This window comes from Streptomyces sp. LX-29, from assembly GCF_029541745.1.
Classification (GTDB): Bacteria; Actinomycetota; Actinomycetes; order Streptomycetales; family Streptomycetaceae; genus Streptomyces.
On the sequence record NZ_CP089746.1, the window covers coordinates 7,462,082 to 7,477,661 of the forward strand.

At 71.6% G+C, this 15,580-nt stretch carries 1 protein-coding gene; it reads left to right on the top strand.

Annotation, left to right across the window (positions count from 1 at the left end; translation table 11 throughout):
* Positions 1-23 precede the first annotated feature (23 nt).
* Entirely contained in the window at positions 24-15,572 is a 15,549-nt protein-coding gene (locus LRS74_RS30930; protein WP_277744101.1) for a type I polyketide synthase, read from the top strand.
* Positions 15,573-15,580: the final 8 nt, after the last annotated feature.

Below are 15,580 nucleotides of genomic sequence, written 5' to 3' on the forward strand. Positions count from 1 at the left end.
CACTCACACAGGTGACACAACCCATGGAAAACGAAGACAAGCTCCTCCAGTACCTCCAGCGGGTCACGGCCGACCTCGACCAGGCGCACGCACGCCTGAAGGAGATCGAGGACACGGCGCAGGAGCCGATCGCCATCGTGGGCATGGGTTGCCGCTACCCGGGCGGCGTCACCTCCCCCGATGAGCTGTGGCAGTTGGTCACCGCCGGTCGGGACGCGATGTCCGCGTTCCCGACCGGCCGCGGGTGGAACCTGGAGGAGCTGTTCGACCCCGACCCGGACCGGCCGGGCACCAGCTACGTCCGCGAGGGCGGCTTCATCCACGACGCGGACGGATTCGACGCGACGTTCTTCGGCATCTCGCCGCGTGAGGCACTGGCGATGGACCCGCAGCAGCGGCTGTCGCTGGAGGCCGCGTGGGAGGCGCTGGAGCGGGCCGGCATCACCCCGCAGTCGCTGCGCGGCAGCCGGACCGGTGTCTTCGTCGGCTCCAGCGGCCAGGACTACGCCACCCTGCTCAGGCAGTCCGCCGAGGACGTCGAGGGCTACCTGATGACCGGCAACACCCCCAGCGTGGTGTCCGGGCGGGCCTCGTACACCCTGGGCCTGGAAGGGCCCGCGGTCACCGTCGACACCGCCTGCTCGTCCTCGCTGGTCGCCCTGCACCTGGCCTGCCACGCGCTGCGCCAGGGCGAGTGCACGATGGCCCTGGCGGGCGGCGTGTCCGTGATGGCGATCCCGAGCGTGTTCGTCGAGTTCAGCCGGCAGCGTGGCCTGGCCTCCGACGGCCGCTGCAAGTCCTTCGCGGGCGCGGCGGACGGCACCGGCTGGGCCGAGGGCGTCGGCATGCTGGTGCTGGAGCGGCTGTCGGACGCCGAGCGGAACGGCCACCGGGTGCTGGCCGTGGTGCGGGGTTCGGCGGTCAACCAGGACGGCGCGTCGAACGGCCTGACGGCCCCCAACGGTCCCTCGCAGCAGCGCGTGATCCGCCAGGCGCTGGCCAATGCCCGGCTCTCCGCCGGCCAGGTGGACGTCGTCGAGGCGCACGGCACGGGCACCACCCTGGGCGACCCCATCGAGGCCCAGGCCCTGCTGGAAACCTACGGCCAGGACCGCCCGCAGGGCCGGCCACTGCTGCTCGGCTCGATCAAGTCCAACTTCGGCCACTCCCAGGCGGCCGCCGGTGTCGCGGGCGTCATCAAGATGGTGATGGCGATGCGGCACGGCGTGCTGCCGCAGACCCTGCACGTCGACGAGCCGTCGCCGCACATCGACTGGTCGGCGGGCGCCGTCGAGCTGCTGACCGAGCAGGTGGCATGGCCCAAGACCGACCAGCCCCGCCGGGCCGGCGTCTCCTCCTTCGGCGTCAGCGGCACCAACGCCCACGTCATCCTCGAACAGGCCCCGACGGCCGCCGAGTCGTGGCAGCCGGCCGACGGGGAGAAGACACCCACGCCGCTCGGCGACGCCACCCCGGTCCTGCCGTGGGTGCTCTCCGCCCGGAGCACCGACGCGCTCCGCGCCCAGGCCCGTAACCTCGCCGCCCATCTGGCCTCCTCGCCCGCCCTGTCCCTCCCCGACGTGGGCCTTTCCCTGGCGACCACCCGGACCGCATTCGAGTACCGGGCCGCCGTGGTGGCCTCGGACCATGAGGAGTTCCGCACCGCCCTTGAGGCGCTGGCCGCCGGCGAGACCCCGGCCGGCACGGTCCAGGGCGCGGTGTCCCCCGGCAGGCTCGCGGTGCTGTTCACCGGCCAGGGTGCGCAGCGGCTCGGCATGGGCCGGGAACTGTACGAGCGGTTCCCGGTGTTCGCGGAGGCATTCGACGCGGTCTGCGCGGAGCTGGACCGGTTCCTCGGACAGCCGCTGCGCGAGGCGATCTTCGGATCCGACGCCGAGCTGCTGGACCAGACCGGAAACACCCAGCCCGCCCTGTTCGCCATCGAGGTGGCCCTCTTCCGGCTGGCCGAGTCGTGGGGAATCCGCCCCGACTTCGTGGCCGGGCACTCCATCGGTGAGCTGTCTGCCGCGCATGTGGCCGGTGTGCTCTCGCTGAAGGACGCGGCGACCCTGGTGGCCGCCCGCGCCCGCCTGATGCAGAGCCTCCCGCAGGGCGGTGCGATGGTCTCCATCGCCGCCCCCGAGAAGGACGTCCGGTCGGCGCTTGAGGGTGTCGCCGGGGTGTCGGTGGCGGCGGTCAACGGCCCCGCTTCCGTGGTGATCTCTGGCGACGCCGACGCCGTGGCGCGCATCAGCGACGGCTTCGCCGCCGACGGGGTGAAGACCAAGCAGCTGCGGGTCAGCCACGCCTTCCACTCGCCGCACATGGACGCGATGCTCGCGGACTTCCGCCGGTTCGCCGACATCCTCACCTACCACGCGCCCCGCATCCCCGTCGTCTCCAACGTCACCGGAAAGATCGCGACGGCGGAGGAGCTGTGCTCGGCGGAGTACTGGGTCCGACACGTGCGCGAGGCCGTGCGCTTCGCCGACGGCATCCGCACCCTGGAGTCCCAGGGCGTGACCCGGTTCCTGGAACTGGGCCCGGACGGGACCCTCTCCGCCATGGCCCGCGACTGCCTCACCGAGGGCTCCGAGGCCGCGCTCGTCCCCGCCCTGCGCCGCGACCGGCCCGAGGAGCGCTCGCTCCTCACCGCCCTCAGCCGACTGCACGCCCACGGCGTCCCGGCCGACTGGGAAGCCGTCTTCGCCGGCACCGGCGCGCGCCGCGTCGAGCTGCCCACCTACGCCTTCCAGCGCCGGCAGTACTGGCCCAAGCCCTCCGCCACCCAGGCCGGTGACGTCTCGGCGGCCGGCCTGACACGGGCCGAGCACCCGCTGCTCGGCGCCGCCGTCGGCCTGGCCGACGGCGACGGCTACCTGTTCACCGGACGTCTCAGCGTCGAGACACACCCCTGGCTCGCCGACCACATGATCGGTGGCGCGGTCGTCGTCCCGGGAACGGCGATCCTCGAACTCGCCGTACGAGCCGGGGACCAGGCCGGTTGCGACCGGGTCGACGAGCTCACCCTGGAAGCCCCGCTGGTCCTGCCGGAGCACGGCGCGGTGCAGCTCCAGATCTCGGTCGGCGCCCCCGACGACTCCGGGCACCACCCGTTCGACCTCTACTCCCGGCCGGCGACTGCCGAAGCCGACGGCCCCTGGACCCACCACGCGGGCGGCGTCCTCGCGGCCGCCAAGCGGGGAACCCCCGCCACGGACCTCGAAGCCTGGCCCCCGGCAGATGCCACCGAGGCCGACATCGACGGCGTCTACGAACGCCTCGCCGAGAACGGCACCGTGTACGGCCCCACTTTCCGCGGACTGCGGCGGGTGTGGCGGCGCGGTGAGGACGCGTTCGCCGAAGTGGCCCTCCCGGAGGGCGCCGAGGCCGACGCACCTCTCTTCGGCCTGCACCCCGCGCTCCTCGACGCCGCCCTCCACCCGGTGGGCATCGGCGACGGCCTGCTCGTCCGGGACACGGGCGGCGCCCGCCTCCCGTTCGCCTGGACCGGAGTGTCGCTCCACGCCACCGGTGCCACCTCCCTACGGGTACGCCTGCGGTCGATCGGCACGGACACCCTCTCGATCGAAGCGGCCGACGCCCGCGGCGCCCTCGTAGCCTCCGTCGAGTCCCTGGTGCTGCGCCCGGTCGCCCCCGAGGACCTCGCCTCCACCCCGCAGCAGCAGTCGCTCTACCGGGTGGATTGGCAGTCGGCGTCGCTGCCGGTGGCTGAGGTTGGTGCGGGTGGTGCTGGTTGGGCGGTGCTGGGTTCGGAGGATTCTGGTCTGCCGGCGTCGTGGGGCGTGGGTGAGGTCGTTTCGGATCTTGCCTCGCTGGGTGCTGGTGGTGTGGTGCCGGATGTGGTGCTGGTGCCGTGTCTGTCCGGTGGGTCCGGTGCTGCGGATGTACGTGGTGCGACCGGTCGCGTCCTGGGCCTGCTTCAGGAGTGGCTGGGGGATGAGCGGTTCGCCGCGTCGCGTCTGGTGTGGGTGACCCGTGGTGCGGTTTCCGCGGGTGCGGGTGAGGGTGTTGCGGATCTGGCGCATGCCGCGGTGTGGGGTCTGGTGCGCTCGGCGCAGTCGGAGAACCCGGACCGGTTCGTCCTGGTGGATGTGGACGGGGACGAGGCTTCGGCGCTGGTGTTGCCGTCCGTCGTCGGCTCGGGTGAGTCGCAGGTGGCGGTGCGGGCCGGTGAGGTGCGTGTGCCGCGTCTGGCGCGTGCGACGGTCTCTTCGTCGTCTGATTCTCCTGTTTGGGATGTGGATGGCACCGTCTTGGTGACGGGTGGTACGGGTGCTCTGGGTGCGTTGGTGGCTCGGCATCTGGTGGCTGAGCATGGTGTTCGGCATCTGTTGTTGACCAGTCGCCGGGGTGTGGACGCTCCGGGCGCGGTTGAGCTGCGTGATGAGCTGACCGCACTGGGCGCTCGGGTGACGGTCGCGGCTTGTGATGCGGCTGATCGTGAGGCGCTGGCCGGGCTGCTGGGCACGATCCCTGCCGAGTATCCGCTGTCCGGTGTCGTGCACACGGCGGGTGTGCTGGATGACGGTGTGATCGAGTCGCTGTCGTCGGAGCGGTTGGAGACGGTGCTGCGTCCGAAGGTGGACGCCGCGTTGAATCTGCATGAGCTGACGCGTGACCTCGATCTGTCCGCGTTTGTGCTGTTCTCCTCGGCGGCTGGGCTTCTGGGTGCGTCGGGTCAGGGCAACTACGCGGCGGCGAATGCGTTCTTGGACGCGTTGGCTGAGCGGCGTCGTGCGGAGGGTCTGGCGGGTCAGTCGCTGGCTTGGGGTCTGTGGGCTCAGGCCGGTGGCATGACCGGTGGTCTGGCGGAGGCGGATGTCTCGCGGATGACGCGTGCGGGTCTGCGTCCGTTGTCGGAGCCCGACGGTCTGGCGCTGCTGGACGCCGCCCGCGCCGCGGGCGATGCCACACTGGCTCCGATCCACCTGGACCCGGCCGGCTTCGCAACCCAGCCCGGTCTGCCCGCGGTTCTCCGTTCCCTGGTCCGCACCCCGGCACGCCGCACCGCACACGCCGGTGTCGGTGCGAGCACGGGCGGGGCCGAGGCCGAGAAGCTGATGCGGCGTCTGGCACAGGCATCCGCAGCGGAGCGGGGCCGGGTGCTGCTCGACCTGGTCCGTACGCGAGCCGCGGCTGTACTCGGCCACGCCGACGCGGACGCCGTCCCCGCTCGTCTGGGCTTCCTGGACGCGGGCTTCGACTCGCTCACCGCGGTCGAACTGCGCAATGCGCTGGGCTCCGCCACTGGCCTGCGGCTGCCCCCGACGCTGCTGTTCGACTACCCCACGCCCATGGCCCTCGCGGAGCACCTGCGTGAGGAGCTGGTGGGCGAGGCCCGGGGCCCGCTGCTTCCGACCCCGTCGGAGTCGACCGGCACGGATGACGACCTGATCGCCATCGTGGGGATGAGCTGCCGCTATCCGGGCGGCGTCACCTCGCCGGAGGAGCTGTGGGAGTTGCTGGCTGCCGGCGGGGACGGCATCTCGGAGTTCCCGTCCGACCGTGGCTGGCAGATCGACCGCCTCTTCGACGCGGACCCGGACCGCACCGGCACGAGCTATGTGCGTGAGGGTGGGTTCCTGCACGACGCGATCGAGTTCGACGCCGGGTTCTTCGGGATTTCGCCGCGTGAGGCGCTGGCGATGGACCCGCAGCAGCGGCTGCTGCTGGAGACCTCGTGGGAGGCGCTGGAGCGCGCCGGTATCGATCCGCTGTCGGTGCGCGGCAGCCGTACCGGCGTCTTCGCGGGCGTCATGTACCACGACTACGGCGCGCGGCTGCATGAGGTGCCCGAGGGGCTTGAGGGCTTCCTCGGAAACGGTAGCGCCAGCAGTGTGGTTTCGGGCCGGGTGTCGTACACCCTGGGTCTGGAGGGTCCCGCGCTCACGGTCGACACCGCGTGCTCCTCTTCGCTGGTCACCCTGCACCTGGCCTGCCAGGCCCTTCGGCAGGGTGAGTGCACCATGGCGCTGGCCGGTGGTGTCACCGTGATGTCGACGCCGGGTGTCTTCGTGGAGTTCAGCCGTCAGCGGGGTCTGGCGGCGGACGGCCGGTGCAAGTCCTTCTCGGATTCGGCTGATGGCACGGGGTGGGCCGAGGGTGTCGGCATGCTGGTGCTGGAGCGGCTGTCGGACGCGGAGCGGAACGGTCATCAGGTGCTGGCCGTGGTGCGGGGTTCGGCGGTGAACCAGGACGGTGCCAGCAGTGGTCTGACGGCGCCGAACGGTCCGTCGCAGCAGCGGGTGATCCAGCAGGCGCTGGCCAGCGCCCGGGTTTCCGCCGATCAGGTGGACGCGGTCGAGGCGCACGGCACGGGCACCACGCTGGGCGACCCGATCGAGGCCCAGGCGCTGCTGGCGACCTACGGCCAGGGCCGTCCGGACGACCGTCCGTTGTGGCTGGGTTCGGTGAAGTCGAACCTGGGTCACACGCAGGCGGCGGCTGGTGTCGCCGGGATCATCAAGATGGTGATGGCGATGCGGCACGGTGTGCTGCCGCGGACCCTGCACGTCGACCAGCCGTCCACCAAGGTGGACTGGTCGGCGGGTGCGGTCGAACTGCTGACGGAACAGGTGGCCTGGCCCGAGACGGGTCGGCCGCGCCGGGCCGGCATCTCGTCCTTCGGGGTCAGCGGCACCAACGCCCACGTCATCCTGGAGGGTGTCGCGGCGGGCGAGCGGTCCGAGGACGCGACCGCCCCGGCCGCTGACGGTGCTGCCGTGGTGCCGTGGGTGTTGTCGGCGCGGAGTGTGGAGGCGTTGCGGGCGCAGGCCCGGCAGTTGGCTTCCTTCGTTGCGGACCGGCCGCGGCTGGACCTGACGGACGCCGGCTTCTCGCTGGCGACCGGCCGGGCGAACCTGGAGCACCGCGCGGTGGTGCTCGGTTCCGACCACGAAGAACTCGCTCTCGGGCTGACCGCTCTCGTCAACGACCAGGCCACCGCCCAGGCCGTCCGGGGGGTGTCGGGCTCGCCGGGTGGTGTGGTGTTCGTGTTCCCGGGTCAGGGTTCGCAGTGGTTGGGGATGGCGGTGGAGCTGTTGGAGGCTTCGCCGGTGTTCGCTGCGCGGATGGCCGAGTGTGGGGCCGCGTTGGCGCCGTTCACGGACTGGTCTTTGCTTGATGTGGTGCGGGATGAGTCGGGGGTGTGGCTGGAGCGGGTTGATGTGGTCCAGCCGGTGCTGTGGGCGGTGATGGTGTCGCTGGCGGCGGTGTGGGAGTCGCATGGTGTGGAGCCTGCCGCGGTGGTGGGTCATTCGCAGGGTGAGATCGCGGCCGCGGCTGTGGCCGGTGCGCTGACCCTGGAGGACGCTGCTCGGGTTGTGGCGTTGCGGAGCCGGTTGCTGCTGGATCTCAGTGGTGATGGCGGGATGTTGTCCGTCGCGTTGCCGGTGGAGCGGGTCGCTGAGCGGATCGGTGGGTTCGGTGACGCGGTGTCGGTGGCCGCGGTCAACGGTCCTGGCTCGGTGGTGGTTTCCGGTGAGCGTGTGGTGCTGCTGGAGCTTCAGGCGGGGTGGGAGGCTGAGGGTGTCCGGGCGCGGATGGTGCCGGTGGATTACGCCTCGCATTCGGCGCAGGTGGAGGAGATCGAGGGCCGTCTGCTGGAGGTCCTGGCCCCGATCCAGCCCCGCAACGCTCGTGTTCCGTTCTACTCGTCCGTGACCGGTGCCCGGATCGACACAACCGGTCTGGATGCCGGGTACTGGTACCGCAATCTGCGGCAGACGGTGGAGTTCGCCAACGCCACCGCGACCCTGCTGGATGAGGGTCATGGGGCGTTCATCGAGGCCAGTGCGCATCCTGTGTTGTTGATGGGTGTGCAGGAGACCGCGGATGCCGCGGATCGTCCGGTCGTCACGATCGGCACTCTGCGCCGTGAGGAAGGCGGGCGGCAGCGGCTGTTCACGTCGCTGGCGGAGGCGTATACGCAGGGCGTCGAGGTGGATTGGGCGTCGGTGTTCGCGGGTGTGGGGGCGCGTCGGGTGGATCTGCCGACGTATCCCTTCCAACGCCAGCGCTACTGGCTCGACGCGGCACCCGGCGCGGGAGACATCGGTTCGGCGGGGCTTACCGCGGCCGACCACCCGCTTCTGGGCGCCGCCATCGGCCTTGCCGACGCGGACACGCATCTGTTCACCGGACGCCTGTCGCTGCACACGCACGCCTGGCTCGCCGACCACGCGGTGATGGACACCGTGCTGCTTCCCGGCACCGCCTTCGTGGAGTTGGCGGTCCGTGCGGGCGACGAGGTCGGTGGGGCACGCGTCGAGGAGCTGACGCTCGAAGCACCGTTGACGCTCCCGGAGCAGGGCTGGGTCCGTCTGCAACTCGTCGTCGGAGCAGCCGACGAAGCGGGCCGACGCTCGCTGACCATCCACTCACGCGTCGAGGGCGAGGCCGCTCCGGCCGACGAGCAGGTGTGGACGCGCCACGCCAGCGGTGTCCTCTCCGGCGACGTGAAGCCGGCCTCCTTCGACCTCGAAGCATGGCCTCCGGCCGATGCCGTGGAGGCCCCCGCCGGTGACGCCTACGAGCGCTTCGCCGCGGCCGGCTATGTGTACGGCGACGTCTTCCAGGGCCTGCGGCGGGCATGGCGACGCGGCGACGACATCTTCGCCGAGCTCGCCCTGCCCGAGGACGCGGTGGCGGAAGCAGGCCGGTTCGGTCTGCACCCCGCCCTGCTCGACTCCGCGCTGCACGCCTTCGCGCTGGAGAACTCCGGGGACGCGCGGCTGCCGTTCGAGTGGCGGGGAGTCTCCCTGCACGCCTCCGGCGCCTCGGTCCTGCGGGTACACATCTCGCCGGCCGACGACGGAGCGGTGTCGCTGGCGGTCGCGGACGGCACCGGCGCTCCGGTGGCATCCGTCGACGCGCTGTCCCTGCGGCCGGTCTCCAAGGAACAGCTCGATGGCGCACGGCGCGGCTCTGACCTCCCCCTCTACCGGGTGGATTGGCAGTCGGCGTCGCTGTCGGTGGCTGAGGTTGGTGCGGGTGGTGCTGGTTGGGCGGTGCTGGGTTTGGAGGATTCTGGTCTGCCGGCGTCGTTGGGTGTGGGTGAGGTCGTTTCGGATCTTGCCTCGCTGGGTGCTGGTGGTGTGGTGCCGGATGTGGTGCTGGTGCCGTGTCTGTCCGGTGCTGCGGATGTACGTGGTGCGACCGGTCGCGTCCTGGGCCTGCTGCAGGAGTGGCTGGGGGATGAGCGGTTCGCCGCGTCGCGTCTGGTGTGGGTGACCCGTGGTGCGGTTGCCGCGGGTGACGGTGAGGGTGTTGCGGATCTGGCGCATGCCGCGGTGTGGGGTCTGGTGCGCTCGGCGCAGTCGGAGAACCCGGGCCGGTTCGTCCTGGTGGATGTGGACGGGGACGAGGCTTCGGCGCTGGTGTTGCCGTCTGTTGTCGGCTCGGGTGAGTCGCAGGTGGCGGTGCGGGCTGGTGAGGTGCGTGTGCCGCGTCTGGCGCGTGCGACGGTCTCTTCGTCGTCTGATTCCCCTGTTTGGGATGTGGATGGCACCGTCTTGGTGACGGGTGGTACGGGTGCTCTGGGTGCGTTGGTGGCTCGGCATCTGGTGGCTGAGCATGGTGTCCGGCATCTGCTGTTGACCAGCCGCCGGGGCCTGGACGCTCCGGGCGCGGTCGAGCTGCGTGATGAGCTGACCGCACTGGGCGCTCGGGTGACGGTCGCGGCCTGTGATGCGGCTGATCGTGAGGCGCTTGCCGGGCTGCTGGGCACGATCCCCGTCGAGTATCCGCTGACGGGTGTCGTGCACACCGCGGGTGTGCTGGATGACGGTGTGATCGAGTCGCTGTCGTCGGAGCGGTTGGAGACGGTGCTGCGTCCGAAGGTGGACGCCGCGTTGAATCTGCATGAGCTGACGCGTGACCTCGATCTGTCCGCGTTCGTGTTGTTCTCCTCGGCGGCTGGGCTTCTGGGTGCGTCGGGTCAGGGCAACTATGCGGCGGCGAATGCGTTCTTGGACGCGTTGGCTGAGCGGCGTCGTGCGGAGGGTCTGGCGGGTCAGTCGCTGGCTTGGGGTCTGTGGGCTCAAGCCAGTGGCATGACCGGCGACCTCGACGACGAGGATCTGCGGCGCCTGACCCGTATGGGGCTGAGTCCGCTCTCCACCGAGCAGGGCCTGGCGTTGTTCGACGGTGCTTGCGCCGCGGACGAGGCCGTGGTCGCGCCGGTGCGCCTCGACACCGCGGCACTTCGCGCCCAGGCCGGTGCCGTCGGCCTGCCCGCACTGTTGCGCGGGCTGGTTCGCGAGCCGGCCCGGCGCAGTGCCGCGTCCGCGGCGGCAGCGGAGGCCGGCGCTTCGGCGCTCCGGCAGCAGCTGGCGGGACTGTCCGACACCGAGGCCCACCGCGTCCTGCTGGATCTGGTGCGGACGAACGCGGCGGCCGTCCTCGGCCATGCGTCCGGCGGAGGCATCGAGTCGACCCGGGCCTTCCGCGAGCTGGGCTTCGACTCGCTGACCGCCGTCGAACTGCGTAACCGGCTCAGCGCCGTCACCGGTCTGCGCCTGCCCGCCACGATGGTCTTCGACTACCCGACGCCGGAGGCCCTGGTCGACTTCCTCCTGGGCGAGCTGCTGGAATCCGCGCGGGAATCCGGGCCGGCGACGCAGGCTCCGGTCGCCGCCGCCGCCACCGACGACGACCTGATCGCGATCGTGGGCATGGGTTGCCGCTACCCGGGCGGGGTCACCTCCCCGGAGGAGCTGTGGCAACTCGTGTCGGCCGGCGGGGACGCGGTCTCCGCCTTTCCCACGGACCGTGGCTGGGTGCTGGACGGCCTGCACGACCCCGACCGCCGGCGGCACGGGACCTCCACCACGCTCAGTGGCGGATTCCTCTACGACGCGGCGGACTTCGACGCGGAGTTCTTCGGGATCTCGCCCCGTGAGGCGCTGGCGATGGACCCGCAGCAGCGACTGCTGCTGGAGACCTCGTGGGAGGCGTTCGAGCGCGCGGGTATCGATCCGCTGTCGGTGCGCGGCAGCCGTACCGGCGTCTTCGCGGGCGTGATGTACCACGACTACGGCGCGCGGCTGACCTCGGTCCCCGACGGTGTCGAGGGCTACGTCGGCAACGGCAGCGCGGGCAGTGTGGCCACCGGTCGGGTGGCGTACACGCTGGGGCTTGAGGGTCCGGCGGTGACGGTGGACACGGCGTGTTCGTCGTCGCTGGTGGCCCTGCACCTGGCGGCGCAGTCGCTGCGGCAGGGTGAGTGCTCGATGGCGCTGGTCGGTGGTGTGACCGTGCTGTCGACGCCGGACGTGTTCGTCGAGTTCAGCCGCCAGGGCGGTCTGGCGGGGGACGGCCGTTGCAAGGCGTTCGCCGGTGCGGCGGACGGCACCGGTTGGGCCGAGGGTGCGGGCATGCTGCTCATCGAGCGGCTGTCCGATGCCCAGCGGAACGGCCACCCCGTGCTGGCCGTCGTCCGTGGTTCGGCGGTGAACCAGGATGGTGCCTCGAACGGTCTGACGGCGCCGAACGGTCCGTCGCAGCAGCGGGTGATCCAGCAGGCGCTGGCCAGCGCCCGGCTCTCCGCCGATCAGGTGGACGCGGTCGAGGCGCATGGCACGGGCACCACGCTGGGTGACCCGATCGAGGCCCAGGCGCTGCTCGCGACATACGGGCAGAACCGCGCTGACGACCGTCCGTTGTGGTTGGGTTCGGTGAAGTCGAACCTGGGTCACACGCAGGCGGCGGCTGGTGTCGCCGGGATCATCAAGATGGTGATGGCGATGCGACACGGTGTGCTGCCGCAGACCCTGCACGTCGACGAGCCGACGCCGCATGTGGACTGGACGGCGGGCGCGGTCGAGCTGCTGACCGAGCAGATCGCCTGGCCCGAGACGGGCCGGCCCCGCCGGGCGGGCGTGTCCTCCTTCGGCGTCAGCGGCACCAACGCGCACGTCATCCTCGAAGGTGTTGCGGTCGTCGAACTTCCTGAGGACGCGGCTGCCCCGGCTGCTGACAGCGGTGCTGTGGTGCCGTGGGTGTTGTCGGCGCGGAGTGTGGAGGCGTTGCGGGCGCAGGCTCGGCAGTTGGCATCCTTCGTCGGGGAGCGGCCGGAGCTGGGTTCGGTGGATGTGGGTCATTCGCTGGTGACGGGCCGGTCGGTGTTCCGGCACCGTTCGGTGGTCCTCGCTGAAACTCGTGAGTCCGCGCTGCGTTCCCTTGCCGCGTTCGCTGAGGGCGGCGATGTCTCCGGTGTGGTGCGTGCCGAGGCGAGTGTCTCCGGTGGCGCGGTGTTCGTCTTCCCTGGTGGGGGTTGGCAGTGGGTGGGGATGGCGGTGGAGCTGTTGGAGGCTTCGCCGGTCTTCGCCGCGCGGATGGCCGAGTGCGCGGCCGCGTTGGCGCCGTTCACGGACTGGTCGCTGCTTGATGTGGTGCGCGATGAGTCGGGGGAGTGGCTGGAGCGGGTCGATGTGGTCCAGCCCGTGATGTGGGCGATCATGGTGTCGCTGGCCGCGGTGTGGCAGTCGCATGGTGTGGAGCCTGCCGCGGTGGTGGGTCATTCGCAGGGTGAGATCGCGGCGGCGTGTGTGGCCGGCGCGCTCACTCTGGAGGATGGTGCGCGGGTCGTGGCGCTTCGGGGCCGGTTGCTGACGGATCTGCCCGGTGACGGGGTGATGTTGTCGGTGGCGTTGCCGTTGGAGCAGGTCGCGGAGCGGGTCGAGGAGTTCGGCGGCGCGGTGTCGGTGGCGGCGGTGAACGGTCCGGGTTCGGTGGTCGTCTCCGGTGACCGTGAGGTGCTGCGGGCTCTGCAGAGTGAGTGGAAGGCCGCGGGGGCTCGGACGAGTTCGGTGCCGATGGGTTACGCCTCGCACTCGGCGCAGGTGGAGCCGATCGAGGACCGCATGCTGGAGGTCCTGGCACCCGTCCAGCCGCGTGGTTCCCGTGTCCCGTTCTACTCCTCCGTGACCGGTACCCGGATCGACACCTCGGGTCTGGATGCCGCGTACTGGTACCGGAACCTGCGGCAGACGGTGGAGTTCGCCAAGGCCGTTGGCACGCTGCTGGATGAGGGGCATGACGCGTTCATCGAGACCAGCGCGCACCCGGTGCTGATGATGGGCGTGCAGGAGTCCGCGGAGGCCGCCGACCGTTCGGTGGTGACCGTGGGCACGCTGCGCCGTGGTGAGGGGGGTCGGGAGCGGCTGCTCACCTCGCTGGCCGAGGCGCACGCGCGCGGAGTCGATGTGGACTGGACCTCGCTGTTCGCGGACAGCGGGGCGCGCCGGGTCGACCTGCCCACCTATCCCTTCCAGCGCGAGCGCTACTGGCTCGACGCTTCCGCTCCGGTGCCGGAGCCCGTCGCCGGGCAGAGCGCGGGGGTCGCGGAGACCCTTTTCTGGGAGGCGGTCGAGAGTGAGGACGTCGCCGCGGTCGCCGGCACGCTCGCGATCGACAGCACCGACACGCAGTCCGCGCTGAGCCCGCTGGTGCAGGCCCTGTCGTCCTGGCGGCGGCGCCACCGCGAGCAGGAAGTGGCGGACTCCTGGCGGTACCACACCACGTGGCAGCCGCTCGCCGGCACACCGGAGGGCGCGCTGTCCGGGACCTGGCTCGTGGTGAAGACGACCAGTCACCAGGACGACGGAACCGTCAGTGGTGCCATCGAGGCGCTGACCGCGCACGGCGTCCGCGTCGTCACGGCCGAACTGACCGAAGCCGACCTCGACCGCGCGGCCCTTGCCGAGCGCCTGACCGGCCTGGTCCCCGGCGGCGAGCAGGACGGCGCGGACCCGCTCCAGGGCGAGACGTCCGCCTTCACCGGCGTGCTGTCGATGCTGGCGCTCGACGAGCAGCCGCTGAAGGAGCACCCGGACACTCCGGCCGGCTTCGCACTGACCGTGGCGCTCCTCCAGGCGCTCGGCGACGCCGGGATCGCGGCGCCGCTGTGGTGCGCGACGCGAGGCGCCGTCGGCGTCAGCCCGGCCGACCCCGTCACCAGCCCGGCCCAGGCACTGGTCTGGGGCTTCGGCCGGGTCGCCGGTCTGGAGCACCCCGAGCAGTGGGCCGGCCTGGTCGACCTGCCGGAGACGCTGGACCAGCGGAGCCGGTCCCTGCTCTGCGGGGTGCTGGCCGGAAGGGACGACGAGGACCAGCTCGCCGTCCGTACGTCCGGGGTGTTCGGCCGCCGGCTGGAGCGCGCCCCGCTGGGCGCTGCCCCGGCGGCACGGGACTGGCAGCCCTCCGGCACCGTCCTGATCACCGGTGGCACCGGCGCGCTGGGCGCCCACACCGCACGCTGGCTGGTCCGCGCGGGCGCCGATCACTTGCTGCTGGTCAGCAGGCGCGGCCCCGACGCGCCCGGGGTGGCGGAGCTGGAGACCGAGCTCGCCGAGAGCGGCGCCCGCGTCACCGTGGCCGCCTGCGACGTCACCGACCGGGAAGCCGTGGCACGGCTCCTCGACTCGGTGCCCGCCGAGCACCCGCTCACCGCGGTGGTGCACACGGCGGCCGTTCTGGACGACAGCATGGTGGACTCGCTGACGCCGGAGCAGCTGGACCGGGCCCTGCGGGTGAAGGTGGGCGGTGCGCTGCACCTGCACGAACTCACCCAGGACATGGACCTCTCCGCGTTCGTGCTCTTCTCCTCGGTCGCCGGCACCATCGGCGCCTCGGGGCAGGGGAACTACGCGCCCGGAAACGCCTACCTGGACGCGCTGGCGCACCACCGCCGCAGCCGCGGACTGGCGGCCACCTCGGTGGCCTGGGGCGCCTGGGACGGCGACGGCATGGCCGACGGCTCGTTCGGCGAGCTGCTGGACCGGCACGGTCTGCCCGCGATGGACCCCGGTCTCGCCACGGCCGCCCTGCGGCGGTCCCTGGACCACGACGACACCTGCGTCATGGTCGCCGACGTCGCCTGGGAACGCTTCTCCGTCGCCCTGACCGCCAGCCGGCCGAACCCGTTCATCAGCGGCATCGAGGAAGTGCGCCGACTGCGCGGCTCCGGCTCCGGTTCCGGAACCGACGCCGGCGCCGAAACGGCGGCGCAGGTGCCGGAGCTGGTGGCGCAGCTGGCCGGCACCGCGGCGGACCAGCGGCGTGCGCTGCTGGTCGAAGCGGTGCGCGCCCAGGCGGCCGCCGTACTCGGATACACCTCGCAGGGGGCCATCCGGGGCGACCGGGCCTTCCGCGAGCTCGGGCTCGACTCGGTCACCGCCGTCGAACTGCGCAACCGGCTCGGTGCCCTCACCGGCCTGCGCCTGCCGACCGGCCTGGTCTTCGACTACCCGAACCCGGAGGCCGTGGCCGACTTCCTCCTGCAGGAACTCGACCCGGACGCGGGAGAGGGCGGCGAGGCGTCGTCCGCCTCGGCCCTCGAGGAGTTCGAGAAGCTGGAGACCACGCTCCTGGAGATGGAACCCGACAGCTCCGTGCGCACCCGGATCATGATGCGCATGCAGGCGCTGGTCTCGCAGTGGCGGGAGCCGGGCGACCCGGAGCCCGGCCCGAGTGAGACCGACGACCTCCAGTCGGCCACGGATGACGAGATGTTCGACCTGCTCAGCAAGAAGTTCGGAATTTCTTGACCTCACCG